This window comes from Massilia eburnea, from assembly GCF_009720745.1.
Lineage (GTDB): Bacteria > Pseudomonadota > Gammaproteobacteria > Burkholderiales > Burkholderiaceae_D > Rugamonas > Rugamonas eburnea.
In genome coordinates this window covers 261,883-288,477 of record NZ_WNKX01000007.1, presented here as the reverse complement: position 1 = coordinate 288,477, position 26,595 = coordinate 261,883, and the positions used below count along the sequence as shown (strand labels likewise).

Here is a 26,595-nt window from a genome sequence, read left to right as displayed (position 1 = left end):
CCGGACGGCGCAGCGGGCGATGCGGCCGGCGGACGGCGCGGGCGTGACGGCGCAGCGCGAGGCGAGGGCCGTGCGGCGGACGGCGTAACGCGATGAGTCCATCGACGCCATTCATCAAGCGGCCGGTGGCGACGGCGCTGTTCATGCTGGCCATCGTACTGGCCGGCCTGCTTGGCTACCGCTTCCTGCCGCTGTCGGCGTTGCCGCAAGTGGACTTCCCGACGATCCAGGTCAGCACGCTGTATCCGGGCGCGAGCCCGGAAGTCATGGGCCGCACGGTCACTGCGCCGCTGGAACGCCAGTTCGGCCAGATGGCCGGCCTGCAGCGCATGAGCTCCACCAGCGCCGCCGGCGTTTCCATCATCACCCTGCAATTCAGCCTGGGCCAGACGCTGGATGTGGCGGAGCAGGAAGTGCAGGCCGCGATCAACGCCGGCAGCTCGCTGCTGCCGACCGACCTGCCGGCGCCGCCTGTGTACGCCAAGGTCAACCCGGCCGACGCGCCGGTGCTGACGCTGGCCATCACTTCCCGCACGATGCCGCTGACGGAAGTGCAGAACATCGTCAACACCCGCCTGGCGCTGAAAATCAGTCAGGTGAACGGCGTCGGCCTGGTTACCCTGAGCGGAGGCCAGCGCCCTGCGGTACGCATCCAGGCCGACACGCAAGCACTGGCCAGCTACGGCCTTGGCCTGGACACCTTGCGCAATGCGATCACGGCGGCCAACGCCAACAGCGCCAAGGGCAGCTTTGACGGCCCGGCGCGCGCCTTCACCATCAATGCCAACGACCAGCTGCTGGCGGCGGAAGATTACCGCCAGCTGATCGTCTCTTACCGCAACGGCGCGCCCGTGCGCCTGCAGGACGTGGCGCGCGTGGTCGACAGCGCCGAAAACGTCAAGCTTGGCGCCTGGGCCGGACTGACGCCCGCTATCATCCTCGACGTTCAGCGCCAGCCCGGCGCCAATGTCATCGCCACGGTGGACGCCATCAAGGCGCGCCTGCCCGAATTGCAAGCCAGCCTGCCAGGCGCCATCGAAGTGACCTTGCTGAGCGACCGCACCAACGGCATCCGCGCATCGGTGGAGCACGTGGAAATCGAACTGCTGCTGGCCGTGGTGCTGGTGGTGCTGGTTATCTTCGCGTTCCTGCGCAGCCCGCGCGCGACGGTGATTGCCAGCCTGGCGGTGCCGATTTCGCTGGTCGGCACCTTCGGCGCCATGTACCTGCTCGGCTACAGCCTGAATAACCTCAGCCTGATGGCGCTGACCATCGCCACCGGCTTCGTGGTGGACGATGCGATCGTCATGATCGAAAACATCGCGCGCCATATCGAGGATGGCGAAAGCCCGATGGATGCCGCGCTCAAGGGCGCGCAGCAGATCGGCTTCACCATCATCTCGCTGACGGTGTCGCTGATCGCGGTGCTGATTCCGCTGCTGTTCATGGGCGACGTGGTGGGCCGGCTGTTCCGGGAATTTGCGGTCACGCTGGCCATCACGATCCTCATTTCCGCCGTGGTCTCGCTGACGCTGGTGCCGATGATGTCCGGCCGCTGGCTGGTAGCGCACGATGAAAATACTATGTTTGACCGCCTGATCAAGCGTTATGACGGCAGCCTGCAATGGGTGTTCGAGCACCAGGGCACGACTTTGCTGGTGGCGCTTGGCACGCTGCTGCTGACGGCGCTGCTTTATATCTGGATTCCCAAGGGGCTGTTCCCGACCCAGGATACGGGCCAACTGCAGGCCCGCATCGAAGCGGCGCAATCTGTCTCCTACGAACGCATGGCGCAGCTGCAGCAGCAAGCCGCGCGCGCCATGCTGGACGATCCTGCGGTTGCTTCGCTCAGTTCCGTGGTGGGCGTCGACGCCGGCAACAACACCATGCTGCATACCGGCCGCATGCTGGTCAACCTGAAGCCCGACCGCGACAAGCTGGCGGTGGTGATGGACCGGCTGCGCCAGCGCGTAGCGCAGGTGGCGGGCGTCAAGCTTTACCTGCAGCCGACGCAGGACCTGACCATCGATGCCGAAAGCGGCCCAACCCAGTACCGCGTATCGCTGGAAGGCGCCGACAATGCCACCGTGGCCGAATGGGCCACCAGGCTCTCCGAACGCATGGCTGCCAAGCCGCGCCTGCGCAACGTGGTGTCGGACGTCGCGGCCACCGGCGCCGGCGCTTACGTGAGCATCGACCGGGATACGGCATCGCGCCTGTCGATCACGGCTGCCGCAGTGGACGATGCGCTGTACAGCGCCTTCGGCCAGCGCATCGTGTCGACCATTTTCACCGAGACCAACCAGTACCGCGTGATCCTGGAGGCCGACCAGGACCGCATGGATACCCCGGAAGCGCTGGGCAACCTGCAGCTGCGCACCGGCAGCGGCAAGCCGACGCCCTTGTCGGCCATCGCCAGCGTGCAGGAACGCCCGGCGCCGCTGCAGGTGACCCACGTGGCGCAGTATCCGGCCACCACCATCGGCTTCGACGCAGCGCCCGGCGTGGCGCTGGGGCAGGCGGTTGACGCCATCCGCGAGGCGGCGAAGGATGTCGGCCTGCCGCAGTCGGTCAGCCTGACCTTCCTTGGCGCGGCGGGCGCCTACCAGGCTTCCCTGAGCAACCAGCTCTGGCTGATCCTGGCGGCGGTGGTGTGCGTCTATATCGTGCTGGGCGTGCTGTATGAAAGCTATATCCACCCGCTGACCATCCTGTCCACGCTGCCGTCGGCCGGCGTGGGCGCGCTGCTGGCGCTGATGCTGACGGGGCAGGAGCTGGGCGTGATCGGCATCATCGGCATCATCCTGCTGATCGGCATTGTGAAGAAGAACGCGATCATGATGATCGACTTCGCGATCGAGGCGGAACGCGAACAGGGCATGGCGCCGCGCGATGCGATCCATCAGGCGGCGCTGCTGCGCTTGCGGCCCATCCTGATGACGACGCTGGCGGCGCTGTTCGCGGCCATCCCGCTGATGTTCGGCTGGGGCGAGGGTGCTGAGCTGCGCCGCCCGCTTGGCTTGTCGATCTTCGGCGGCCTGATTGTCAGCCAGCTGCTCACGCTGTACACCACGCCGGTAATCTATCTCGCCTTCGACCGCCTGGCCCAGCGCCGCCGGGGGCGCGGGCGCGAGGAGCTGGCATGAACCTGTCCGAGCCTTTTGTCCGCCGCCCCATCGCCACGGTGCTGCTGACGATCGGGCTGGCGCTGGCGGGCGTCGCGGCCTTCTTCGTGCTGCCGGTATCGCCGCTGCCGCAGGTGGACTATCCCTCGATCTCGGTCAGCGCCAGCCTGCCTGGCGCCAGCCCGGACACCATGGCCAGCAGCGTGGCCACTCCGCTGGAGCGGCGCCTGGCGGTCATCGCGGGCGTCAACGAGGTCACATCCTCCTCGGGCAGCGGCTCGACCCGGGTCAACCTGCAGTTTGAACTGAACCGCAAGATCGATGCGGCGGCGCGCGAGGTGCAGGCCGCGATCAACGCGTCGCGCGCCGACCTGCCGGCCACGCTGCGCAGCAACCCGACCTACCGCAAGGCCAATCCTTCCGACGCCCCGGTGATCATCCTGGCGCTGACTTCTCCCACCCGCAGCCCGGGCCAGGTGTACGAATCGGTGTCGAACATCGTGCAGCAAAAGCTGGCGCAGGTGAAGGGCGTGGGCGACGTGGAGATCGGCGGCGGCTCGCTGCCGGCGGTGCGCGTGGAGCTGCTGCCGTTTGCGCTGAACCGCTACGGCGTTTCGTCGGAAGACGTGCGGGCCGCGATCCAGGCCACCAACGCCAACCGCCCCAAGGGCGCCATCGAAGTGGAAGGGCGCCGCCTGCAGATCTACTCGGCGGCTTCGACTGCCAGTGGCGGGCGCAGTGCGGCCGATTACCGCGACCTGGTGGTGGCCTGGCGCGACGGCGCCGCAATCCGCCTGCAGGACGTGGCGCAGGTTGTCGATGGCGCGGAAAACCGCAATACGCTGGGACTTTTCAATGGCGAACCGGCCGTCATCGTCCTGGTGACGCGCCAGCCGGGCGCCAATGTCATCGAAACGGTGGACGCAGTGCGCGCGCTGCTGCCGCAATTGCAGGCGCAGCTGCCGCAGGACGTGAAGCTGCAGGTCGCTTCGGACAGCACCAATTCCATCCGCTCGTCGCTGCTCGAGATCGAAGTGACGCTGCTGATTTCCATTGCATTGGTAGTGCTGGTGGTGAGCGCCTTCCTGCGCAGCGCGCGGGCGACGGTGATTCCGGCTATTGCCACCGTGGTGTCGCTGCTGTGCACTTTCGGCATCATGTACTTCCTCGGTTTCAGCCTGAATAACCTCAGCCTGATGGCGCTGACGGTGGCCACCGGCTTCGTGGTCGACGATGCGATCGTGGTGCTGGAAAATACGGCGCGCCATATGGAAGCGGGCATGGAGCGCTTTGCGGCGGCGCTGCAAGGGGCGAAGGAAGTCGGCTTTACCGTGCTGTCGATCAGCGTGTCCCTGGTGGCGGTGTTCATTCCGCTGCTGTTCATGGGCGGACAGGTGGGGCGCCTGTTCCGCGAATTTGCGGTGACCTTGTCGGCGGCAGTGATGATTTCGCTGCTCATTTCGTTGACTACGACGCCGATGCTGTGCGCCTGGCTGCTGCGGCCGGGCGCCGGGCACAAGCCGGAAGGCCGCATTTCGCGCTGGTTTGAGCGCGGCTTCGCCTTCGTCCTGCGCACCTATGAAAAATCGCTGGACTGGGCGCTGGCCAGCCCGTTGCTGGTGATGCTGTCGCTGGTCTTCGTCGTCGGCCTGAACGTCTACCTGTACGCGGCGGCGCCGAAGGGCTTTTTCCCGCAGCAGGATACGGGACAGATCAACGGCGGCATCCGGGCCGACCAGAGCATCTCATTCCAGGCCATGCAGGAGAAACTGCGGCAGCTGGTGAATATCATCCGCGACGATCCCGCGGTGGCGACGGTGGTTGGCTTTACCGGCGGTTCGCGCGCCGGCGGCGGCTTCATGTTTGTCAGCCTGAAGCCGGTAGGGGAACGCGACGTGACCGGGCAGCAGGTGATTTCGCGCCTGCGGCCAAAGCTGGCGCGGGTGACGGGCGTGTCGCTGTTCCTGAACACGGTGCAGGACCTGCGCATGGGTGGGCGGCAGAGCAACTCCACCTACCAGTACACGCTGAAAAGCGATAACCGGGCCAATCTCAAACGCTGGGCTTCGCGGCTGGCGGATGAAATGAAGCGGGAAAAGGCACTGGTCGACGTCGATACCGACCAGGCGGACAACGGCGTGGAAACCTTTGTCGCGGCGGACAAGGACATGGTGGCGCGCATGGGGCTGACCATGCGCGATGTCGACAATTCGCTGTACAACGCGTTCGGGCAGCGCCAGGTGGCCACCATTTACGATGAGCTGAACCAGTACAAGGTGGTGATGGAGGTGGCGCCGGAATATGCGCTCAGCCCCGAGTCGCTGTCCGATGTCTATGTCGGCCGCCGTGGGGCGGTCAGCAGCCAACCAACGGCCGGCGCGGCCATGAGCACAAGCACGGCCACAAACACGGCCACGGCGGCCAGCACGGCAACGAGCGGCGGCGGGGGAAGCAGCAGCGGCGCAGTGGTCGGCGCCGGCATGCGCGACCCGTCGGGCGGCTCGGCCCTGAGCACCAAGGCCGATGCAATGGTGCCCTTGACGGCGCTGGCATCGTTCTCCGAGCGCTCCACACCGGCCTCGGTGAACCACCAGGACGGCGAGCTGGCGACCACGATCTCCTTCAACCTGGCCGACGGCGCCAGCCTGGGACAGGCGCAGCAGGCGGTGAAGGATGCGGAAAACGCCATCGGCATGCCAAACAACGTGCGCGGCAGCTTCCAGGGCACGGCGCGCACCGCGCAGGAAACCAACCAGCAGCAGCCCTTCCTGATCGCCGCCGCGCTGGTGGTGATCTACATCGTCCTCGGCATGCTGTACGAAAGCCTGGTGCATCCGCTCACCGTGCTGTCCACGCTGCCGTCGGCCGGCGTCGGCGCGGTGCTCGCGCTGCTCATGTTCCGCATGGAGTTCTCGCTGATCGCCCTGATCGGCGTCTTCCTGCTGATCGGCATCGTGAAAAAGAACGCCATCCTGATCATCGACTTCGCGCTGGAAGCCGAGCGTACGCGCGGCCTGGACTCGCTGAGCGCGGTGCGCGAAGCCTGCCTGCTGCGCTTCCGCCCGATCCTGATGACGACCATGGCGGCGGCGCTGGGCGCACTGCCGCTGGCGATCGGATTTGGCGAGGGCTCGGAGCTGCGCCAGCCGCTCGGCATCGCCATCATCGGCGGCCTGATTGCCAGCCAGATGCTGACTTTACTGACCACCCCAGTGGTCTACCTTTTGCTGGACAAGATGCGCCTGCGTGGCGCAAAGGCGACATCATGAAAAAAATTCTCGGCGCGATGACCCTGGCACTGGCCGGCTGCGCCACCGGCCCGGCCTACCAGGTGCCCAGTGCACCGCTGCCGGCCCAGTTCAAGGAAGCGCAGGGCTGGCAGCCCGCGGCGCCGGCCGACCTGCTTGAAAAGGGCCCATGGTGGGAATTGTTCGGCGACGCCACCCTCAACGAGCTGGCCCGGCAGGTGGAAGTGAACAACCAGAACGTGGCTGCGGCGGCAGCGCGCTACGCCCAGGCCCGTGCCTTGGTGGCCGAGCAGCGCGCCTCGCTGTTCCCGCAAGTGACGCTGGACGCCAGTGCAGACCGCAGCGGCGGAGGCGGGCAGCAGCGCACCGGCAACCAGTACCGCGTGAACATCGGCGGCAGCTGGGAGCCCGACGTGTGGGGCCGGCTGCGCGCAGGCGTCAGCGGCGCCCAGGCCAGCGCCCAGGCCAGCGCCGCCGACCTGGCGGCGGCGCGCCTGTCGGCGCAGGGCGAACTGGCCGCCAACTATATCGGCCTGCGCCTGGCCGACGCCCAACTGGCGCTGCTCACGGAAACGGTGGAAGGCTACCAGCGCGTACTGCAAATCACCCAGAACCGCGTCAACGCCGGCGTGGCGCCCACGTCGGACCTGCTGCAGGCGCAAACCCAGCTTGCCAACGCCAGCGCCGACCGCCTGACCACGCAGCGCCAGCGCGCCCAGTTTGAACACGCCATCGCCGTCCTGCTGGGCAAGGCGCCGGCCGACTTTGCCCTGGCGCCGGCGCCGTGGACGCTGCAGGTGCCGGCCATCCCGGTCGGCCTGCCATCGACGCTGCTGGAGCGGCGCCCCGACATCGCCGCCGCCGAACGCCGGGTGGCGGCAGCCAACGCGCAGATCGGCATCGCCCGCAGCGCCTACTTCCCGAGCCTGAGCCTGAGCGGCAGCTACGGCGTGGCCGGCAGCGCGGCGGGCGGCTTGTTCAGTGCCTCCAATACGCTCTGGTCGCTCGGCCTGTCGGCGGCGCAGACGCTATTTAATGCCGGCGCCACCGGCGCCCGCGTCGACCAGGCCAGCGCCGCGCGCGACGTGGCCGTGGCCAACTACCGCCAGTCTGTCCTGGACGCGCTGGCCGACGTCGAGAACCAGCTGGCGGCCGGCAATGTGCTGGCGCAGCAGCAGTCGCTGCGCGAAACCTCGGCCAATTCGGCCACCCAGGTCGAGCAGCAGATGCTGAACCGCTACCGGGCGGGCCAGGTCGGCTACACCGATGTCGTGACGGCCCAGGTCACGGCGCTGAACGCCCGCCGCGCGCTGTTGCAAACCCAGGCCGACCGCCAGTCGAGCGCGGTGGCGCTGGTGCAGGCACTGGGGGGAGGCTGGCGGCAACAGTAAGTCAACGGCCGTTTGCCATTTCCTGGCGTCACTGGCATCATGACGGGATGACTAACCCGCTAGTTTCATCTGAATCGGACTCCAGCGAAGTTCTACGGCACCGCCAGGCGGTGCAGATCGTCGGCATGGGCGCGTCGGCCGGAGGGCTGGACGCGATTTCGGAATTCCTCGCCTCCATGCCGTCGCGTACCGGCATGGCCTTTATCGTCCTGCAGCATCAGGACCCTTCGCGGCGCGGCCTGCTGCCCGAGCTGCTGCGCCGTATCACCAGCATGGAAGTGTGTGAAATCGCCGAGTCGATCGAAGTGCGGCCGGACCATGTGTACGTGGCGCCGCCCAACTTCGACCTGGCGTTTTCCAACGAAAAGCTGATGGCGGTGGAAACGGCCGACACGCACGGCCGCTATCCGATCGACGCCTTTTTCCGTACCCTGGCCGCCGAAAAAAGCCAGGCTGCCGCCGGCGTGGTGTTTTCCGGCATGGGCACCGACGGCACCGCCGGCCTGCGCGCCATCCAGGAAGCGGGCGGCGTGACGCTGGCGCAGGAACCCAATTCCGCCAAATTCGACTCGATGCCGCGCAGCGCCATCACCGCCGGCGTGGCCGATTTCGTCGCGCCGCCCGGCGCCATGCCGATGTGGCTGTGCCAGGTGCGCTCGGTGCCGCATGGCGGCGCCCACGGCGCGGCGCGCGCGCGGCGCCAGGCGCTGCGCGAGCTGATGTCGCTGCTGCAGCGCCATACCGGCAACAACTTCACCGAATACAAGATGAGCACCGTGCTGCGCCGCATCGAGCGCCGCATGAAGCTGCACCAGCTCGATTCGATGGAAGCCTATGTGGCCTATCTGCGCGAGAACGCGGGCGAGGTGCAGCTGCTGTTCCGCGAAATGTTGATCGGGGTGACCAGTTTCTTCCGCGATCCGTCGGTGTGGGAGCACTTGTGCCACGAGACCATCCCGCAGCTGCTGGCGGCCAATCCGGACGGTGCGGCGTTCAAGGCCTGGGTGCCGGCGTGCTCGACCGGGGAAGAGGCATACACCCTGGCCATGGTGTTCGACGAAGCCGTGACGCGCATGAGCCCCGGTGAACCGGGCAAGTACTCGCTGCAGATCTTCGCCACCGACCTGCACGGCGACGCCATCGACAAGGCGCGCCAGGGCATGTTCGGGCGCGGCGTGGAGGAAGTCATTTCGCATGAACGGCTGCTGCGCTACTTCGTGGGCGACGGTTCCGGCTACCGGATCCGCAAGGAGCTGCGCAACATGATCATCTTCGCGCAGCAGAACATCATCTCCGATCCGCCGTTCACCAAACTCGATATTCTTAGCTGCCGCAATCTGCTAATCTATTTCAACCCTAAACTGCAGGAACAGCTGATACCGTTGTTCCACTACGCCTTGAAACCGGAAGGCTTGCTGGTCCTGGGGAGTGCGGATACACCGGGCAGCTACAACGAATTATTCACCCCGGTGCCGGGCTGCGGACGCATTTACCGCCGCCTGGACGCGAGCACGCAGCGCGTGGCGAATTATTTCCCGACCAAGATCGCGAAAGCCGCGCAACCAAGTTCCATCGAAGTTACTACCATGACCATGAACGGCAATATCCAGACACAAGTTGAACACCTGCTGCTTAAAGCACATACGCCGGCGGCAGTCATGATCAATAGCGATGGCGATATCCTGTATATCCACGGCCGCACCGGCACCTTCCTGGAGCCGGCAGCGGGCCGCGCCAACTGGAATATACACGCCATGGCGCGCGACGGCCTGCGCTACGAACTGGCGGACCTGATCGAGCGCGCCAACCGCAGCGAATCGACCGAATCCGTGCGCGAGCTGCTGTTCAAGGACGGAGCCTCCTCGCTATTGGTCGACATGACCGCAGAAGTCGTGCACGAAGACGGCACCTCCGGTCACAACCTGCTGGTGACCTTCCACGCCGCGCCAATGCCGGCCCGCAAGCGCGGCGGCCGCGGCGCCGATCCGCGCCCGCAGGAGCTGGAGCAGCAGCTGACCATGGCGCGCCTGGAACTGCAATCAGTGCGCGAAGAGATGCAGACCTCGCGCGAAGAGCTGAAGGCGGCCAACGAGGAACTGCAGTCGACCAACGAAGAACTGCAGTCGACCAACGAGGAGCTCACCACCTCGAAGGAGGAAATGCAGTCGCTGAACGAAGAGCTGTACACCGTCAACGCCGAACTGCAGTCCAAGGTGGACGACCTGTCCCTGGTCAACAGCGACATGAAGAACCTGCTGAACAGCACCGATATAGCCGTCATCTTCCTCGATAGCGCGATGAACATCCGCCGCTACACCAACCAGGCCACCCAGCTGTACAAGCTGATCGCGACGGACCTGAACCGTCCTTTGAGCGACATCGCCAACGACCTGGTGTACCCGGACATGGAAGACGATGCGGCCGAAGTGCTGCGCTCCCTGGTGTTCTGCGAGCGCCAGATCCCGACCCGCGACGGGCGCTGGTTCATGGTGCGCATCATGCCTTACCGTACGGTGAACAACGTGATCGATGGTTTGGTGCTAACCTTCGTCAACGTCACCGAACTCAAATTGCTGGAAGCGCGTTTAACGCCTGAAGGAGGCAACAACAAATGACCCGTACCGACGCCCTGCGCCAATGGCACGAGCTGCAAGTCAGCCAGCTGGAACTTGAAGTCCAGAGTGCCGCCCTGGCGGAGCTCGAGCGTCAGAAACGGGAAGTCGAACAGGGCCTGCTGCGCTACGCGGGCCTGTTCGACCAGGCGCCAGTCTGCTACCTGGCGCTGGCGCGCGACGGCCGCATCGCCGGCGCCAACCGCGCCGCAGCGGCCTTGTTCGCCTTGCCCCTGCACGAACTGCCAGGCCAGCCGGTGGAGCGTTTCGTGGCGCCGGCCTGCCAGCCGGGCCTGCGCCGCATGCTGGCCAGCCTGGACGCCGACGGCGCCAGCGCCGCCATGGAGGCGCAGCTGTTCGATGGCATCGGCGGCGCCCGCGTGCGCATTGAAGCCAACCTCGATCACGCCGGCGAAGCGATCCGCATGGTGGTGAGCGACGTGCGTTCGCACGAACAGAACGACGCCGCGCTGCGGCGCGCCTTTGCCGTGCTGGATAACCTGGGAGAGGGCGTGGCGGTGGCGGACGCCAACGGCGCCATCGTCGCCGTCAATCCCGCCTTTTCTGCCATCAGCGGCTATACCGAAGAAAAAGCCATCGGCAGCGACCTGGGCGCCTTGTGCGGCGCCGATGCGTCGCTGCATGCGCTGGAACGCGGCAGCTGGCAGGGAGAACTGAGCGGCCGCCGCCCGGACGGCGGCGACTTCCAGGCCGCGCTCTCGCTGCGCACTTTGGCCGGGCCGGACGGCGGCGTGGCCGGCGTGGTGGCCGTCCTGTCCGACATCAGCCGGCGCAAGCAGGCCGAATCGGCCCTGCAAGACCTGCACCGCAACCTGGAAACGCGGGTCGTGCAGCGCACCGCCGAACTGCTGCACGCCAATGGACAATTGCGCCAGCTGTCGGCCCATATGGCGGCGGTCAAGGAAGAGGAACGCAAGCGCATCGCGCGCGAAATCCACGACGAACTGGGACAAAACCTGTTGGCGCTGAAGCTCGACATCGTGCAGCTGAACGAGCGCATGGGCGGCCGCCAGAACCGTTTTGCGCGGCGCGTGGCCGCAGCCCTGGACAATATCGACGCCACGCTGCGCAGCGTGCGCGGCATCATGAACGAATTGCGCCCCTCGGTGCTGGACCTGGGCCTGGCGGCGGCGCTGGAATGGCTGGTGAACGATTTCCGCCAGCGCAGCAGCCTGCGCTACGAACTGGAATTGCCCGGCGAGGCGCAACTGGCGGTCATCGGCAATGACCAGAGTCTGGTGCTGTTCCGCATCGTGCAGGAAGCGCTGGTCAATGTTCTGCGCCATTCGCGCGCCAGCATGGTCACGGTGCGGCTGTGGGTGGAGGAGGGCGTGATCCTGCTCGAAGTGGAAGACAACGGCATCGGCATCGCGCCGTCCTGCCGCGAGCGTCCCGGCTCCTTCGGCCTGATCGGCATGCAGGAGCGGGCCGACGCCCTGCACGGCAGCTTCGCCCTGAACGAATATGATCCGGGCGCAGGGTGCTGCATCCGGGTGCGCCTGCCATTGCCAACTAATCAATAGCCTCTGATACGCGGAACGCTTATACTGCCGTTGCTTAAACGTTCAGGGGACTATTTTGACCAAAAAACTCGCACTTACGGCAGCGCTGCTATCCGCGTTCGCTCCCGCCATGGCCGACGAAGGCCAGTGGCAGCCGCACCAACTGCCTCAATTGAAGGCGGAATTGAAGCGCATCGGCATCACCATCCCGGCCGAACGCCTGGCCGACCTGTCCAAGCACCCAATGAGCGCCATCGTGTCGCTGGACGGCTGCTCGGCATCGTTCGTATCCCCTGACGGCCTGGTGGTCACCAACCATCACTGCGCCTACGGCGCCATCCAGCGCAATTCGACCGCTGAAAAGAACTACATTGCCAACGGCTTCCTGGCCAAGACCCGCGCCGAAGAACTGCCCGGCGGCCCGACTACCCGCGTCTACGTGACCGACAAGCTGGAAAACGTGACTGCGCGCGTGAACGACGGCCTGGACAAGCTGTCCGGCAAGGAACGCTACGCCGAGACCAAGAAACGCATCAAGGCCCTGATCGCCGAGTGCGAAACCGACAAGAACTACCGCTGCTCCGTGCCGGCCTTCCACCGCGGCGCCGAGTACTACCGCATCCGCCAGATGATGATCAAGGACGTGCGCCTGGTATACGCGCCGCCTGAATCGATCGGCAACTACGGCGGCGACATCGACAACTACGAGTGGCCGCGCCACACCGGCGACTACTCCTTCCTGCGCGCCTACGTGGGCAAGGACGGCAAGCCGGCCGACCCGTCGCCGGACAACGTGCCTTACAAATCCAAGGACTTCCTGGTGGTATCGGCGGAAGGCCTGAAAGCCGGCGATCCTATCCTGCTGGCCGGCTACCCGGGCCGCACCAGCCGCTACAAGCTGCCGGTGGAAATCCGCTACGCGCGCGACCTGAGCTACCCGGCCATGGTGGCCGATTACCAGGCCGACCTGGACGCCATCGCCGCCGCCACAAAGGGCAAGGACAACGACGTGGTGCGCTACGCCAGCGTGGTCAAGTCCATCAACAACCGCATGAAGAAAACCCAGGGCTTGCTGGACGGCTTCGCGCGCAAGGACATCGCCGCCATCAAGGACGTGCAGGACGCTGAATTCCGCAGCTGGTACGGCAAGCAGCCGAACGCTTCGGCCGCCATGCTGGCCGAACTGGATGCCGACATCGCCGCCGACATGGCGCTGAGCGACGAGGAATTCGCCTATGGCGTGGCAACCTACAGCGACCTGCTGAAGAGCGCCCGCACCCTGTACCGCCTGGCGCTGGAAAAGCAGAAGCCGGACGCCGACCGCGAATCGGGCTACCAGGAGCGCGACATTTCCAATATCAAGGGCCGCCTGAGCCGACTGGAGCAGTCGCTGGTGCCGGCGGTTGACGAAGCGCGCTATGTCGCCGGCTTGCAGCGCTACGGCAAGCTGCCGGCCAAGTCGCACCCGCAGTGGCTGGACAACCTGGTGCCTGCGGTGGCCGATGTGCCTGCCTTGTACCAGCAATCCAGGCTGGCCGATACCGCCACCCGCCTGGCCTGGATGGACAAGGCGCCGGCCGACTTCGAAAAGTCGGACGACCCCTTCATCAAGCTGGCCGTGCGCATGCATGGCGTGGCCATGTCGCTGGAAGAGCGGCGCAAGGAAGTGGACGGCAACCTGGAAAAGATCGTCCCGCAGTACATGGGCGCAGTCATCGCCTGGAAAAAGTCGCAAGGCAAGCCGGTCTATCCGGACGCCAACTCGACCCTGCGCGTGACCTACGGCACGGTGTCGGCCTACTCGCCGCGTGACGGCGTGACCAAGGGCCCGTTCACCACCGTGGAAGGCATCGTCGAGAAGTACACCGGCAAGGAGCCGTTCGACGCGCCGAAAGCGCTGCTCGATGCGGTCAAGGCCAAGCGCTACGGCCAGTTCAAGGATCCGGTGCTGGGCACCGTGCCGGTCGACTTCCTGTCCTCGGCCGACACCACAGGAGGGAACTCGGGTTCGGCCATCGTCAACAAGCGCGGCGAGCTGGTGGGCCTGAACTTCGATTCGACCTATGAGTCCATCACCAAGGACTGGTACTTCGACCGCGACATCACGCGCGCCATCCACCTCGACGTGCGCTACATGCTGTGGGTGATGAAGGAGGTCGACCACGCGGACAACCTGCTGAAGGAAATGACGATCAAGTATCCGAAGCAGTAATCAAGGAAAGCGGGGCCTGTAAATCGGGCCCCGCTTTTTTACGTATGGCATAATCGCGCGTTACCCCTTCGCGATGCTATGAACGAAACCATTTCCCTGTTTGGCCTGCCCGCCACGACTCCGCTGGAGCTGCTGTCCTTTGTGCTGTCGGTGCTGACCGTCTGGCTGAATATCCGCCAGAACCACTGGGCCTGGCTGTTCGCCATCGTATCCTCCGCCACTTATGCCGTGGTCTTCTTCGACGCCAGGCTGTATGGCGACATGGCGCTGCAGGGGGTGTTCATCGCAGTGTCGTTCTGGGGCTGGTACCAATGGCTGCATGGTAACCAGGGCAAGCAGCTGGGCGTGTCGGCGCTGACGATGCGCGGGCGCGTGCTGTCCGGCCTGGCGTGGCTGGCCGGTTTCGGCATACTGGCCTGGTTCCTGCGCACCTACACCAATACCGACGTACCGAATGCGGATGGCTTCCTGACTGCCGGCAGCCTGGTGGGCCAGGCTCTCCTGTCGCGCAAGAAGATCGAGAACTGGCACGTATGGATCATCGTCGACGTGCTGTACGTTGCGCTATACGTCCACAAAGGCTTGATGCTGACTGCCGTCCTGTACGGCATGTTCGTGGCGATGGCGATTGCCGGCCTGCTGGCCTGGCAGGGCAGCAGCGCGGGGCCGAAAGAAGCGGTCGTCTGGAAATGAAGCAGCCTTACCGCGTCGCCATCATCGGCGCCGCTGCATCCGGCAAGACCACGCTGGCGCAGGCGCTGGCGCAGCGCTACGGCGAACCCTGGGTGCCGGAATACCTGCGCGAGTTCTGCGACGTGCGGCAGGAGGTGCCGGTAGCGGGCGACCAGTTCCACATCGCCAGCACACAGGTCGCGCGCGAGGAGGCGCTGGCCGCGCAAGGCGGCCGCTTCCTGTTCTGCGACACCACGCCGCTGATGACGGCGGTATACAGCATCCACTACTTCGGCGGCATCGACGAGCAGCTCGAAAGCCTCGCTTCGTCGCGCCGATACGACATTACCCTGGTCTGCAAGCCGGAATTTGCATGGATACCCGATGGATTGCATCACGAAGAGCAGGATGTCAGCGGTATGATTGACGCCATCCTGCTCGAGGAACTGGCCCGGCGCGGCGTGCCTTACACGCGCATCTCCGGGGACCTCGACGAGCGCTTGAAACAGGTAGGTCAACTCCTGGGAGATTGAAGATGAAACGATTGCTCGTGCTGGCTGCCTTCCTGCCGCAGGTCGCGTTTGCCGATACGGGTTATTACCTGGTCTCCGTCTACGACATGGCGGGGCAGGCTTCAATCGACTACAAGTACTGGAACGCCCATTACAAGAATTCACGCAACGTGGCCAGCCCGGAGATCGGCTTTGCCTATGGCGTGACGCCGCGCTGGTATACCGAGCTTTCCACGCAATGGGTACAGTTCGACGGCCGGCATACGCGCAACACTGGCCTGGAATGGCAGAACGACTTCCTGCTGACGCAAGGCCAGTACGATGTGGATGTGGCGTTGCATACGACCGTTGAGCGGGCAAGGAATCGTGACGATGGCTATGCCGTGGAGATCGGGCCGGTGCTGCAGGCGCAGGTCTGGCGTACGCAGATCAACTTCAACCTGTTCTTCCAGCGCGAGATGGATAACGGGGAGCAGAACGACACGGAGCTGGTCTACCAGTGGCAGGTCAAACAGCGTTGGAAAAGCTGGTTCTCGCCGGGGCTGCAGGGCTTTGGTGAAGTGGGCAAGTGGAATGACTGGCTGCCGGCCAAGAAGCAGGGGCATCGTGCGGGGCCGGCGTTCTTTGGACAGGTGGATCACTTCAAGTACGAAGCGGCTTACCTGTTCGGAAAGAATTCGGGAAGGGCGGCGAATTCGTTTGCGATGAGGGTGCAGTACATCTTTTAAACCGGTCCCGCGGCGGCCGCGTATCAAGTGTCAGACCCAGTGGGTCTGACACTGCACTACCGGTTTAGAAATCAACCTGTGCCGAAACCTGGAACGTCCGCGGCGACCCCGGGAACAGATACCCACCCAGATCCGGCGTCACATCGCGCCAGTAGAACTTATCAAACGCATTCTTCACCTGCGCACGCAGGATCACCGACGACCCGCCCATACGCGTCGCGTAAGAACCACCCAGGTTCACCACGCTGTAAGACGGAACGAAGACCTTGTTCTCCTGGTCAAACGCCTTTTTGCCTGCAAATTGCCAGTTCGCGTTCAGCTTCAGCCCCGGCACGTCGGTCACAATGTAGTCAGCCCACACGGTCGACTTAAAGTTCGGCACATTGGTCACACGCTTGCCGTCGTAGCTCGCCAGGCCGGTACCTTCCTGCTCGGTATGGATAGCCGCCATCGAAGCGCCCAGCATCAGTTCACGCGTCACCTTGCCCTGCGCGGTAAATTCCAGGCCGCGGTGGCGTTCCTGGCCGCTGCGCACGAAGGTATTGGACACAGGATCGGTGAACTCCAGACCCTGGTCGATCTGGTAAAGGGCAGCCGTCAGCGAAATGCCATTCACGTCAGCCTTGGCGCCCAGCTCCACTTCCTTCGACTTGCCCGGAGCCAGCGCGAAGCCGGTATTGGTGGTCTCCAGTGGCGCTACGCCGCCATGCTGCAGGCCTTGTGCGTAGGAAGCGTAGTAGGACAGCTTGGAAGTCGGGCTGAACACCAGCGATACATTCGGGAGCCAGAAGTTGTTGCGGGTAGGCGCAGCATCCACCTGCGAGCGGCGCACGGAAGCGTAACGCGCGCCGGCGTGCAGCGCCAGCTGGTCGGTCAGGCCCACGATGTCCTGCACATAAGCGGCGCGCTCATTGTCGGTACGGCGCTCCGAAACAGGGCCCGGCATATTGGGCGACATCGGCACCACGGCAGGGTGGTAGATATTGCTCACGCCCGCCAGGTCATACACATAATCGCCCCAGCTTTCGTGGTTGCTGAAGAAGGAGAAGCCGGCGGTCAGTTCGTGGCGGAAGCCGCCAGCCGCAAAGCGGCCATTCAGTTGCGCCTTGGCCGACAGCGGTTTCTTCTTCTCGCCCAGGCTGCGGTAATCGTAGACGTCGTAATCGCCGTTGGCGCAGAAGCCAGGCCACAGCTCTTCGCTCGAGCAGCCGTAAGGGAAAGCGGTGTAGTCATCGCGCTTGAAGTGGTGCTGGTTGGCGCTGACGGTGGCCTTCCACTCAGGCGACAGCTCGTACTGGAAGTTCATGCCGAAATTGGTGGAAGTGGTTTCCACTGGCTTGGCCCAAGGCTGGTCGTTCAGGAAGGTAGCCGGATCAACGTTTGGCAAGCTGGTGCCGCCGATCAGCTGGAAACCAGGCGCGGATTTCTGCGACTTCTTCTGATAATCGCCATCGATCTGCAGCAGCGCCTGTGGGCTGATGCGGAAGTCGAATGCACCGGAGAAGAAGCTGCGGTGGCCGTCAGCGCCCTTGATGATCGAGCGCATACGCTCGCCCGCCGCGTTGATGCGGTAGCCAAAGCGGCGGTCTTCGAAACGGCCGCCCAGGTCCACTGTACCCAGCAGGGAGCCGCGCTCGCTTACCTCGAAGACCACCGAGCGCAGCGTGTTCTCGGTCGGACGCTTGGTCACGTAGTTGATCACGCCGCCCGGGGCGGCAATGCCCATCTGCAGGCCGGCCAGGCCGCGCAGCACTTCGATGCTTTCCTTGTTTTCCAGCGGGATCTGGGTGTCGCCGGAAATGGCATGGCCATCCTTGCGGTAGGAGCTGGCGTTATCCAGCTTGAAGCCGCGGATCGAGAACTGCTCTGCGTAACCGACAGCGTTGTAGGCGTCGCCGATGCTGGCGTCGAACTTGACGGCGTCGGTGGTGTTGCGGATGTTCAGGTCTTGCAGCTGCTCGCGGGTCAGCACGCTGACCGAAGCAGGGGTCTGCAGCAATGGCTGGTCGCTGAAACCGGCGACCGAGGAGCGCTCAGCGGCCACGCGGTTGGCGGTGATGACCACTTCGGTCATTTTCTGGTCCTGCGCATAAGCGGCAGGGGCGAAGGCGGAAGCGACGGCCAGTGCGGCCAAGGTGAGGTGAGTACGGTTCATATTTTGTGCTCTTGCTGTGCGTGTGCGCCAGCGGGAGAGCACGCGAAGCCCCGAAAAAGTGGAGCTTCATCCATCTGCGCTTTCCTTCGCTGGCATTATCCAGATCAGGTTCCGAGGGTATTTCTCACCCCGCGCACATGCGCGAGGACCCCTAGCGAGGCGGTATTGTACTACAGGCTCAGTTGCAGGGCCTTGCGCACGTCCGCAGGCGTGATATCGCGGTGTTCGCCCAAGCCGGTGAGGCCGGCCGCTTCCACCGCGGCGACGGTGGCGTCGATCGCTTCCGGGCCGAGGCCGTAGCCGGACAAGCGGGTCGGTACGCCCATCTGCTCGAAGAAGGCGCGTGTGTTGCCAATGGCGGCGTCGATACGTTCATCTTCGGTGCCGTTCTTCAGTCCCCAAACGCGCTCGGCGTACTGCAGCAGCTTGCCGCGCTTTGCCTCGCGGCGGATCTGCAGGATGCCCGGCAGGACAATCGCCAGCGTCTGCGCATGGTCCAGGCCAAACAGGGCAGTCAGCTCGTGGCCGATCATATGCGTGGCCCAGTCCTGCGGCACGCCGACGCCGATCAGGCCATTCAGGGCCATGGTGGCGGACCACATGATGTTGGCGCGAACCTCGACGTCGTCCGGGCGCGCCAGCACTTGCGGGCCCAGTTCCACCAGGGTTTGCAGCAAGCCTTCCGCGAAGCGGTCCTGCACCGGCGCATTGGCCGGATAGGTCAGGTACTGCTCGGTGGTGTGGACGAAAGCATCGACCACGCCGTTGCCGACCTGGCGCAGCGGCAGGGTCAAGGTCTTGGCCGGATCGAGTACCGAGAAACGCGGATAAACGTGGGGGCTCATGAAGGCGCGCTTTTCCTGCGTTTCTGCGCGGCTGATTACGCTGGCGCTGTTCATTTCCGAACCGGTGGCAGGCAAGGTCAGTACCGCGCCGAAGGGCAGGGCCGCCTTGATGACCTTGCCGCCGATTTTCAGGATGTCCCAGGCATCGCCGTCGTATGCGGCAGCTGCGGCAACAAATTTTGTTCCATCGACAACAGAACCTCCGCCAACCGCCAGCAGGAAGTCGATCTTCTCGCGGTGGATCAACTCCACCGCCTGCATCAGCGTTTCGTATTTCGGATTTGGTTCGATGCCGGCAAATTCCAGCACGGTATGACCGGCCAGCGCGGCACGCACTTCATCATATGTGCCGTTGGTCTTGATGCTGCCGCCGCCGTACAGCATCAGCACACGTGCATCGGAAGGAATATGTTTTGCCAAGGAGGCAATCTGGCCCACGCCAAAGATGACACGGGTAGGGTTGTGGAATTCAAAGTTTTGCATAGTGCCGGGCATTATCGCGCAAAACGCGCCCAGCCGTGCGACACCGATCAGACCGCCTTGCTACACTTGAGAAATCCGCGCCGCAGGCTGACAATGCGTGTATCCGCATGCCTAAGGAGAGTGAGATGACACAGGAACACGTGGTCGAGCCGCGCGACTATCTGAATGCCCAGGTGCTGGATATGCACCGGGCGCTGACGTCGCTGAGCGAGAAGATCGAAATGCTGGATATGCATAACCAGCGTATCGAAACGTGCACCGATCCCGAGCTGAAACTGGTCATGGCCAGTCATCGCGATTCCACGCGCAAGCAGATCGCGATGCTGCTGGAATGGGTGCGCCGGCGCGACCCGAAGCTGGATAAAGAAATGAAGGAAGCGCTGTTCAAAGCGGGACCGATCGCCGCGCAGTACCACTACGAATAAAACGTTTCTGGTATCGCGCTGCAATGAGAAAGGATGTCGATGAAGTTGCAGCCGTACCGGGAGGGCAGTTGGTTTGCCATCCCGCTCAGAAATGGCGGGTATGCCACCGGATTGGTGGCGCGCCTGTCACCGCAAGGAAAGGTCATGCTGGCCTACCTGTTCGGGCCGACCCACTGGACGTTGCCGACCCTTGGCGACGTGCAGCAGCTGTCGGCGAACGATGCGCTCAAGGTGATCCGCACCGGCGACATCGCGGTGGCCAATGGGCGCTGGCCGGTGATCGGCAATACCGTCGGTTTCGAACGGCGCGACTGGCCGGTACCGATGTTCATCCGCCGCGCCGATGCGCTCAAGCGCGCCTGGCAGGCGACTTACGGCGACGATCCGGCCAAGCCGGAACGCGAAGTGTCCGTGCCTTATGACACGGAGGGGTTGGAGAGCGATTCGCTGTACGGCTACGGCTCGGCGGAACTGCTCATGACCAAACTGCTGGAATAGGGAGATCCCTATGTACACGGGCGGCTGTTTTTGCGGGGCAGTGCAATATGAAGCCGAGGCGCCGGTGCTGACATGCACCTGGTGCCATTGCTCGATGTGCCGCCGCCTGTGCGGCGCGCCAAGCGTGGCCTGGTTCAGCGTGCCGCGCACGCAGTTCCGTTATGTTCGCGGCACAGCCGCCATCTTCCATTCCAGCCCCGGCGTAACTCGAGAATTCTGCAGCGCCTGCGGCACGCAGCTCACGTTCCGCGACGACTCCACGCCGGACGAAATGGATATCACCACCTGCAGCCTCGATAACCCGGAGGCGCTGCCACCGCAGGACCACACCTTCGCCGACAACCGCCTGCACTGGGAACCGATCTGCGACGACCTTCCACGTTACCGCCGTACGCGCCGCGATGGTGCACTTGAAAGCGCTTAGCGTTCGGGATTTAATGGCTCAACGTATTCAAGACCGTTGAAACGCTTTGCCATCAAGGATTTCAGCTTTTCTCGAAGAGCATCTGCCTTGTCCTTTCCACTGGCACCAAAATTGAGGCCATCTGGCCATGCCTCAACCTGGAAAAGAACGGCATTTTGCTCGCTGAATGTATAACGCGCCAGCAGCCCGCGGCCAGAGTACTTTGCAGTCTCCAAGGGCCTTGAGCAGTCCATGCATTCCAGGCCTTCCTGCTTCATTACCTGAGCGATTGCATCAGCGACCTGGTCTCGATGAAAAGCCACGGAAGATGATGTTTTCCTCATCGAGTAGGCGTCGCGCGTAGGAATGTACGATGTTCCTGTGATTGCAAATATGGCTGCGCAGAACAGCGGAAGGCGAAGCGTAGTTTGTGTGCTTTGAGAGAACAAGGAATATCGTTCTGCGCAGCTTGAGAGATGCGGGCAAACCGCCAGAACGCAAAGCGCTACGAGATCCGTGTAATCCACGGTCCGCCCGATGCGCCCTGGCATCAACCGGTTCAGCGCATCGATCGCAATTTGCGACAGAGGCGCTTTCCACCAAATGAAGCCGGCGGCAATGACAAATGACACCGTCAGCAAGCGCTTTGGCCAAATCGACATCGCCAGGGTTCCAACTACCGCAATTCCCGCGAAATCGGACAATTTCCCGGTAACGGTCCCTGGAAAAGCGTATTTCAACAACCAATCGTTCAATAAGAGGGTCGACAAGAAAAACAGAAATGGCCAAGACGTAATGACTCTGGCGATTGATGATGAACGGGACTCGTTTTTCATGTTTTTTGAGGAAGTGATTCTAGGGATGCCTGCCGTCCAACGATAGGATTTCAATGGTTTCGCGATCGACATGGCGTGCGATGAAAGACTTGCAATCCAATTGAAAACTGAACGACGCCGGTCCAAGCCAGCGGCCAAATAGGAATCCTGTTTCACATTTAGCTGAATCGGGCGTGGCAAAGGCACTGAGAAAGTCTCCAGTGAAATCGAATTGTCTCGTGTGCACAAGGCGCTTGCAGCAGCCTTCTTCGCCGAAGGTCCAGCTCTCAATCACAAACTCGGGGGGGCTCTCATAGGGTTGAACGAGCATGAATCTCAAATATCTGGGATGTTTCGGCGCTTTCCCTTCGCCCCACATTACCGGGGAAGTCGACAGGAAATTGATCTAGGAGTAGTGAAATGTCAGTTTCGCAGAAGTAATGACGATGACAGTCGGCCGGTCAGAATCTGCCAGAGCAGGCGCCATTGCCAGACTCTGTAGAGTGAAAAAGAGGAGCGTTGCCAGTGTTCGCATGAACCTTGTCTTTGAAAATATCGGCCGCCTCATGGTGCCGCGAACGATTGAACGATTCCGGCGGCAACCTTAGCACCTTTGTCGAAGTAGTCGCCGGATTTGGCCTTCAACAGTACATATGCCAGGTGATTTTCGAACTCAAAAGCGTACTCGATCCATTCCTGCTTGCCGTCGCCGTACCGTGCTACAACCACTTGCCGCGAGCCTATGCTCTCGACATTGATGGAAAGGTTTGCTTTGTCCCTCAGGCGTTCGTTGACCGCTTTTCGAATACTCTCAACATCCAGGCTCTCAGGAACGGTAACCTGGCTGCGAAGCAGCGGCTGTCCCTTCGCCAAGCGACTGACGCCAATCATTGCGTTAGTGAGCAGGTCAGGAGTCAGGATGACAGGGTTCGACGAATTTGTATTCGACCAGCCGGACGTATTAAACACTGCGGACGGGGCATCGCTTAGACGAATTACCTGGGCGGAGACGATTGGTGCCTGATCAGCAAATGTTGGAGGAACTGCAAACATCAAGGACGAGATTAGGAAGCTGGTGAAACGCATGATTTTTTGTGTTTTGCGATAGTTAGTTGGCTTTATGGCCGGCATTGCATTAGAACTCCTGGCCAAACATGATGCGATGGCCGTCAATTGTGCGGATGCCGAATTCGCGCATGCCCCACGGTTTGTCTGCCAGTTCCTGGACGAACTCAACGCCCTTGGCCCGGAATTCGGCGAATAGGGCGGAGGCATCCGAGACGTACACATAGCCATACCATGAGTGATCGCCCAGCTGCGCCGGGGACATGGCATCCTTGCACTCGCCGAGCATGACGCGGAAGCTGCCGCGGGAGAGGAAGGACCAGCCGGGAACCGTGAAGTCGATCACCAGGCCAAGCACGGACGTGTAGTAGTCCGTGGATTTGGCCAGGTCGAGAACTGCCAGCGTGAAGCGGGTGGCAATGAAATCGGTCATTTGCGCACCTTAGCTGCACGCTGCCGCGCGCGTCAGCAGCAGTTGGCGTTCCTGCTCGTTTTGCGTCAGCGATGCAGCACGTTCGAATTCGAAGCGGGCCTCTGGCAGGCGATTCAATTTGTAGAGGAAGTCGCCGCGTACGCTTGGCAGCAGGTGATACTGCTTGAGTGCTGGTTCATCGACCAGTTGGTCCACCAATTCGAGGCCCACGGCCGGGCCGTAGGCCATGGCCAGCGCCACGGCGCGATTCAGTTCGACCACAGGCGAGGGCGAGCGTGTTGCCAGCGCCAGGTACAAGGAAGCGATCTGCTGCCAGTCCGTATCCTCGGCACGGCGCGCGCGGGCGTGGCAGGATGCGATGGCCGCTTGCAGCACATAGGGGCCCGGCACGCGGTCCAGGCTTTGCGCACGCTGCAGCGCAGCCAGGCCGCGCCGTATCAGCATCTGGTCCCAGCGCGTGCGGTCCTGGTCGAGCAGCAGCACCGGCTTGCCTTCGGCATCCGTGCGTGCGCGGGAGCGTGAAGACTGGATTTCCATCAGCGCCACCAGTCCATGCACTTCCGGCTCGCCTGGCACCAGTTCGGCCAGGATGCGGCCCAGGCGCAGCGCCTCGTTGCACAGGGCAGGGCGCATCAAGTCGGCGCCGGCGCTGGCGGAATAGCCTTCGTTGTAGACCAGGTAGATCACCTGCAGGACGGCGGACAGGCGCTCTTCCAGCTCCTCCCCGCGCGGCACTTCGAACGGCACCTTGGCCTCGCCCAGCGTGCGTTTGGCGCGCACGATGCGCTGCGCCACCGTCGCTTCCGAAGCCAGGAAGGCGCGGGCGATTTCCTCGGTCGTCAGGCCGCCCAGCAGGCGCAGGGTCAGCGCCACACGCGCCTCCATGGTCAGCACGGGGTGGCAGGAAATGAAGATCAGGCGCAGCAGATCGTCGCCGATATTGTCGTCGAGCTCGCGCTCCAGGTCGGGCGCGGCGTCTTGCAGCAGCCCTTCTATTTCGTAAGTCAGCTCCGGCTCTTTTTCGTGCACCAGCTTCTGGTGGCGCAGGTAGTCGAGGGCCTTGTTTTTTGCGGCCTGCATCAGCCAGGCGGCCGGGCGGTCGGGCGTGCCGTTTTCCGGCCAGGTTTCCAGCGCGCTGACCAGGGCGTCCTGCGCCATTTCCTCGGCCAGGGCGACGTCGCGCAGCATGCGCGTCAGCACGGCGATGATCTTGGCTTCTTCAATGCGCCAGACGGCGTCGATGGCGCGGTGGATGCTGTTGTCGTTCATGGTGATACTTTAGCATGATAAACTCGGCAACTTTTCCAAAAATGACCGTGCGATGAAGAAGACCATAGCGACAATCCGGGATGTGGCCGCCGCCGCTGGCGTGTCCAACGCCACGGTCTCCAAGTTTGTCAATGGCACCCAGCGCTTTTCGCCGGCCGTTGAAGCCCGCCTGACCAGCGTGATCGAACAACTGGGCTACCGCTCCAACCCCATGGCGCAGTCGATGATCACAGGCCGCACCAAGGCCATTGGACTGTCTGTCCTGGATATCACGAATCCCCATTACGCCAGCGTGGTAAAGGGCGCCAGCCGCGTTGCACAGGACCACGGCTACACCTTGCTGCTGGTGGATACCGAAGAAACGCCGGAGCGCGAACGTCATTTGCTGGAGACCTTGAGCCGCCGCGTGGATGGCCTCATCGTGTACACCCGGACGCCTGAGGCGGAATTGGATTGGCTGATGGCGCTCGGTCGGCCTGCAGTCTATTTCGGCCGGCCGCAACGCATCAATCTCCCTTCCGTAGCCAGTGATGACGAACTGGGCGCCTTCATGGTGACGCGCCACTTGCTGTCGCAAGGCCACCAGCGCGTCGGGTATATGGGCTTTTCCAGGTCGTTGCGCGACCGCGAGCGCATGGCAGGCGTACGCGAAGCGCTGGCTGCACAAGGCCTGGAGCTGACAGTGTTCAACGCCGAGGCGCCGTCGGCATCGGCTGGCGAAAAGTTATGTTCCTCCATTGTGCTGGGGCGCCAGCCACTCGACGCGCTGGTGTGCTTCAACGACCTGCTGGCGCTGGGTTTCATGAAGGCCGCACAGGTTTTGGGCTTCAAGGTGCCGGACGATATCTCGGTAGTTGGCTTCGACAATATCCAGTTTGGGCATTTCTCCTGCCCTGGCCTGACCAGCGTGGATTTGCACAGTGAACGCATGGGCGCAGCGGCCATGCGGAAGCTGCTTGCCACCATCGATGGCCAGGAAGCTGAGCCGCTCACCGTGATCGACGCGCAGCTGGTGCTGCGCGCCTCCACGGCTGTGCGCAACTAAATCGCCACCTTGCGCAGTTCGACTTCCATATCGCCCTGGCTGGGGTAGGGATAGGACTTGACCCAGGCTATCACCTCGTCGCGCGAGGCGGCATCAACGGCCCAGTAGCCGGCGATCAGTTCCTTCACTTCGGCGAAGGGACCGTCGGTGATGAAGGGCTTGCCGCCGCTGAATTTGACGCGCGCGCCGCGGGCCGTGGATTTCAGGCCTTCACCGGATAGCGCAACGCCGGCGGCGATGCCGGCATTATTGGCGCGGTTCATGATGTCGATCACCGCGGCTGGCGGTTCGAAATCCTGCTCCGCCACTTCGTCGGAACGCAACAGGACAGCCCAGGCGGTATGCTTGGGTGGCCTGCCCGTGTCGAAGCCTACGCAGCCGCCGGGACAGCCGGCTTCGCGCACTTCGAGCACGGCGCGGCCTTCGGCGTCGGCCGAGGGCCAGCGCGCCGCCAGTTCGCTGGCGGCGCGGCGGTCCTCAGCCTCGATGAATGCAAAGCCGGCCACGCTCACATCGTTGAACGGGCCTTCTTCATACAGCCACTGGCCGTTACGGCGGCGCATGCGCAAACCGCCGTCGGCACTGGAGCGCAGCCACTTGGCACCCGGTACGGCCTGCACCAGTTCAGCGGACGGGAAACCGTCCAGTTCCGACGCGGCGTCGGCCTTGCGAATAACCATGTACTGCATTGCTCTTCTCCTTATACCGGCGCTGCGATCTTGCTGGCGATGCGCGCTTCCTGCTCACGCAATTCAGGCGTGAACTCGGCGCCAAAATCCTCGGCCTCGAACACCTGGCGGATTTCGATATCGGAATCGCTCTCCATCGGATTGGGGCAGCGCTTGACCCATTCGATGGCTTCGTCGAGCGACTTTACCTGAATCAGCCAGAAGCCGGCGATCAGTTCCTTGGTTTCCGAAAACGGACCGTCGATCACGGTGCGCTTGCTGCCCGAGAAGTGCACGCGGGCGCCGCGCGAACTGGGGTGCAGACCTTCGCCGGCCAGCAGCACGCCGGCATTCACCAGTTCCTCGTTGTACTTGCCCATGGCCGCGAGCAGCTCGGTCTTGGGCATCTTGCCGGCTTCGGAATCGGGGGTGGCTTTTACGATGAGCATGAATCGCATTCTGGCTTCT

General features: G+C 63.4%; 21 protein-coding genes and 1 riboswitch. Of the genes, 13 read left to right on the top strand and 8 right to left on the bottom strand.

Annotated elements, in window-relative coordinates:
* Window positions 1–92 precede the first annotated feature (92 nt).
* From GM658_RS12190 to GM658_RS12150, 9 genes are all read left to right on the top strand, one after another.
* Window positions 93–3,146, top strand: a complete 3,054-nt coding sequence (locus GM658_RS12190; RefSeq protein WP_155454305.1) for an efflux RND transporter permease subunit — start codon at window positions 93–95, stop codon at window positions 3,144–3,146.
* Entirely contained in the window at window positions 3,143–6,394 is a 3,252-nt protein-coding gene (locus GM658_RS12185; RefSeq protein WP_155454304.1) for an efflux RND transporter permease subunit, read from the top strand. Before GM658_RS12190 ends, GM658_RS12185 begins: the two co-directional genes overlap by 4 nt.
* On the top strand, window positions 6,391–7,764 hold the full coding sequence (locus GM658_RS12180; RefSeq protein WP_229416872.1) for an efflux transporter outer membrane subunit: 1,374 nt from the start codon (window positions 6,391–6,393) through the stop codon (window positions 7,762–7,764). Before GM658_RS12185 ends, GM658_RS12180 begins: the two co-directional genes overlap by 4 nt.
* 47 nt (window positions 7,765–7,811) lie before the next feature.
* A complete protein-coding gene (locus tag GM658_RS12175) occupies window positions 7,812–10,379 on the top strand; it encodes a chemotaxis protein CheB (RefSeq protein WP_155454303.1) in 2,568 nt (855 codons plus the stop codon).
* Window positions 10,376–11,920 (top strand): PAS domain-containing sensor histidine kinase, encoded by a 1,545-nt coding sequence (locus GM658_RS12170; protein WP_155454302.1) that lies wholly within the window; start codon window positions 10,376–10,378, stop codon window positions 11,918–11,920. Before GM658_RS12175 ends, GM658_RS12170 begins: the two co-directional genes overlap by 4 nt.
* Window positions 11,921–11,975: 55 nt before the next feature.
* On the top strand, window positions 11,976–14,111 hold the full coding sequence (locus tag GM658_RS12165; protein ID WP_371865092.1) for a S46 family peptidase: 2,136 nt from the start codon (window positions 11,976–11,978) through the stop codon (window positions 14,109–14,111).
* Window positions 14,112–14,189: 78 nt separating this feature from the next.
* Window positions 14,190–14,804 (top strand): nicotinamide riboside transporter PnuC, encoded by a 615-nt coding sequence (gene pnuC / locus GM658_RS12160; protein ID WP_155454301.1) that lies wholly within the window; start codon window positions 14,190–14,192, stop codon window positions 14,802–14,804.
* Complete coding sequence (locus GM658_RS12155) at window positions 14,801–15,316, top strand: AAA family ATPase (protein WP_155454300.1); 516 nt, start codon at window positions 14,801–14,803, stop codon at window positions 15,314–15,316. Before pnuC ends, GM658_RS12155 begins: the two co-directional genes overlap by 4 nt.
* A 2-nt stretch (window positions 15,317–15,318) precedes the next feature.
* Window positions 15,319–16,023, top strand: coding sequence for a hypothetical protein (locus GM658_RS12150; protein ID WP_155454299.1), 705 nt, complete (start codon window positions 15,319–15,321; stop codon window positions 16,021–16,023).
* 64 nt (window positions 16,024–16,087) lie between these two features.
* Here GM658_RS12150 and GM658_RS12145 read toward each other — a convergent pair whose 3' ends face one another.
* Together GM658_RS12145 and GM658_RS12140 are read right to left on the bottom strand one after the other, a co-directional pair.
* Window positions 16,088–18,178 carry a TonB-dependent siderophore receptor gene (locus GM658_RS12145; RefSeq protein WP_155454298.1) on the bottom strand — a complete coding sequence of 697 codons (2,091 nt, stop codon included), beginning with the start codon at window positions 18,176–18,178 and terminating at the stop codon, window positions 16,088–16,090.
* 64 nt (window positions 18,179–18,242) lie between these two features.
* A riboswitch (TPP riboswitch) is annotated at window positions 18,243–18,341 on the bottom strand.
* A gap of 7 nt (window positions 18,342–18,348) precedes the next feature.
* The gene (locus tag GM658_RS12140; RefSeq protein WP_155454297.1) at window positions 18,349–19,506 is read right to left on the bottom strand and encodes an iron-containing alcohol dehydrogenase; all 1,158 of its coding nucleotides are present in this window, start codon (window positions 19,504–19,506) and stop codon (window positions 18,349–18,351) included.
* Window positions 19,507–19,631: 125 nt separating this feature from the next.
* Here GM658_RS12140 and GM658_RS12135 point away from each other — a divergent pair, with 125 nt between their 5' ends.
* From GM658_RS12135 to GM658_RS12125, 3 genes are read left to right on the top strand one after another with little or no spacing between them, the layout of a single operon-like run.
* On the top strand, window positions 19,632–19,931 hold the full coding sequence (locus GM658_RS12135; RefSeq protein WP_155454296.1) for a ferritin family protein: 300 nt from the start codon (window positions 19,632–19,634) through the stop codon (window positions 19,929–19,931).
* Window positions 19,932–19,964: 33 nt separating this feature from the next.
* A complete protein-coding gene (locus GM658_RS12130) occupies window positions 19,965–20,429 on the top strand; it encodes an immunity 26/phosphotriesterase HocA family protein (protein ID WP_229416871.1) in 465 nt (154 codons plus the stop codon).
* Between the two features lie 10 nt (window positions 20,430–20,439).
* Window positions 20,440–20,853 carry a GFA family protein gene (locus GM658_RS12125; protein ID WP_155454295.1) on the top strand — a complete coding sequence of 138 codons (414 nt, stop codon included), beginning with the start codon at window positions 20,440–20,442 and terminating at the stop codon, window positions 20,851–20,853.
* On the opposite strand, the gene GM658_RS12120 is transcribed toward GM658_RS12125, so the two are convergent.
* The 4 genes from GM658_RS12120 to GM658_RS12105 form a co-directional block, all read right to left on the bottom strand.
* A complete protein-coding gene (locus tag GM658_RS12120) occupies window positions 20,850–21,854 on the bottom strand; it encodes a hypothetical protein (protein ID WP_155454294.1) in 1,005 nt (334 codons plus the stop codon). The genes GM658_RS12125 and GM658_RS12120 overlap by 4 nt on opposite strands.
* 357 nt (window positions 21,855–22,211) lie before the next feature.
* On the bottom strand, window positions 22,212–22,778 hold the full coding sequence (locus tag GM658_RS12115) for a hypothetical protein (RefSeq protein ID WP_155454293.1): 567 nt from the start codon (window positions 22,776–22,778) through the stop codon (window positions 22,212–22,214).
* 4 nt (window positions 22,779–22,782) lie between these two features.
* A complete protein-coding gene (locus GM658_RS12110; protein WP_155454292.1) occupies window positions 22,783–23,145 on the bottom strand; it encodes a VOC family protein in 363 nt (120 codons plus the stop codon).
* Window positions 23,146–23,154: 9 nt separating this feature from the next.
* Window positions 23,155–24,414: an RNA polymerase sigma factor gene (locus tag GM658_RS12105; RefSeq protein WP_155454291.1), complete on the bottom strand. Its 1,260-nt coding sequence runs from the start codon at window positions 24,412–24,414 to the stop codon at window positions 23,155–23,157.
* A 52-nt stretch (window positions 24,415–24,466) separates the two neighbouring features.
* Here GM658_RS12105 and GM658_RS12100 point away from each other — a divergent pair, with 52 nt between their 5' ends.
* Window positions 24,467–25,459 (top strand): LacI family DNA-binding transcriptional regulator, encoded by a 993-nt coding sequence (locus GM658_RS12100; protein WP_155454290.1) that lies wholly within the window; start codon window positions 24,467–24,469, stop codon window positions 25,457–25,459.
* On the opposite strand, the gene GM658_RS12095 is transcribed toward GM658_RS12100, so the two are convergent.
* Together GM658_RS12095 and GM658_RS12090 are read right to left on the bottom strand one after the other, a co-directional pair.
* Complete coding sequence (locus GM658_RS12095; RefSeq protein WP_155454289.1) at window positions 25,456–26,148, bottom strand: YciI family protein; 693 nt, start codon at window positions 26,146–26,148, stop codon at window positions 25,456–25,458. The genes GM658_RS12100 and GM658_RS12095 overlap by 4 nt on opposite strands.
* Before the next feature lie 11 nt (window positions 26,149–26,159).
* A complete protein-coding gene (locus tag GM658_RS12090; RefSeq protein ID WP_155454288.1) occupies window positions 26,160–26,585 on the bottom strand; it encodes a YciI family protein in 426 nt (141 codons plus the stop codon).
* Window positions 26,586–26,595 lie beyond the last annotated feature (10 nt).

What these genes read in the sequence shown, in the direction of transcription:
- GM658_RS12190 (WP_155454305.1), top strand. Translation starts at nt 93, where the DNA reads ATGAGTCCATCGACGCCATTCATCAAGCGGCCGGTGGCGACGGCGCTG.
- GM658_RS12185 (WP_155454304.1), top strand. Translation starts at nt 3,143, where the DNA reads ATGAACCTGTCCGAGCCTTTTGTCCGCCGCCCCATCGCCACGGTGCTG.
- GM658_RS12180 (WP_229416872.1), top strand. Translation starts at nt 6,391, where the DNA reads ATGAAAAAAATTCTCGGCGCGATGACCCTGGCACTGGCCGGCTGCGCC.
- GM658_RS12175 (WP_155454303.1), top strand. Translation starts at nt 7,812, where the DNA reads ATGACTAACCCGCTAGTTTCATCTGAATCGGACTCCAGCGAAGTTCTA.
- GM658_RS12170 (WP_155454302.1), top strand. Translation starts at nt 10,376, where the DNA reads ATGACCCGTACCGACGCCCTGCGCCAATGGCACGAGCTGCAAGTCAGC.
- pnuC (WP_155454301.1), top strand. Translation starts at nt 14,190, where the DNA reads ATGAACGAAACCATTTCCCTGTTTGGCCTGCCCGCCACGACTCCGCTG.
- GM658_RS12155 (WP_155454300.1), top strand. Translation starts at nt 14,801, where the DNA reads ATGAAGCAGCCTTACCGCGTCGCCATCATCGGCGCCGCTGCATCCGGC.
- GM658_RS12150 (WP_155454299.1), top strand. Translation starts at nt 15,319, where the DNA reads ATGAAACGATTGCTCGTGCTGGCTGCCTTCCTGCCGCAGGTCGCGTTT.
- GM658_RS12145 (WP_155454298.1), bottom strand. Translation starts at nt 18,178, where the DNA reads ATGAACCGTACTCACCTCACCTTGGCCGCACTGGCCGTCGCTTCCGCC.
- GM658_RS12140 (WP_155454297.1), bottom strand. Translation starts at nt 19,506, where the DNA reads ATGCAAAACTTTGAATTCCACAACCCTACCCGTGTCATCTTTGGCGTG.
- GM658_RS12135 (WP_155454296.1), top strand. Translation starts at nt 19,632, where the DNA reads ATGACACAGGAACACGTGGTCGAGCCGCGCGACTATCTGAATGCCCAG.
- GM658_RS12130 (WP_229416871.1), top strand. Translation starts at nt 19,965, where the DNA reads ATGTCGATGAAGTTGCAGCCGTACCGGGAGGGCAGTTGGTTTGCCATC.
- GM658_RS12125 (WP_155454295.1), top strand. Translation starts at nt 20,440, where the DNA reads ATGTACACGGGCGGCTGTTTTTGCGGGGCAGTGCAATATGAAGCCGAG.
- GM658_RS12115 (WP_155454293.1), bottom strand. Translation starts at nt 22,778, where the DNA reads ATGCCGGCCATAAAGCCAACTAACTATCGCAAAACACAAAAAATCATG.
- GM658_RS12110 (WP_155454292.1), bottom strand. Translation starts at nt 23,145, where the DNA reads ATGACCGATTTCATTGCCACCCGCTTCACGCTGGCAGTTCTCGACCTG.
- GM658_RS12105 (WP_155454291.1), bottom strand. Translation starts at nt 24,414, where the DNA reads ATGAACGACAACAGCATCCACCGCGCCATCGACGCCGTCTGGCGCATT.
- GM658_RS12100 (WP_155454290.1), top strand. Translation starts at nt 24,467, where the DNA reads ATGAAGAAGACCATAGCGACAATCCGGGATGTGGCCGCCGCCGCTGGC.
- GM658_RS12095 (WP_155454289.1), bottom strand. Translation starts at nt 26,148, where the DNA reads ATGCAGTACATGGTTATTCGCAAGGCCGACGCCGCGTCGGAACTGGAC.
- GM658_RS12090 (WP_155454288.1), bottom strand. Translation starts at nt 26,585, where the DNA reads ATGCGATTCATGCTCATCGTAAAAGCCACCCCCGATTCCGAAGCCGGC.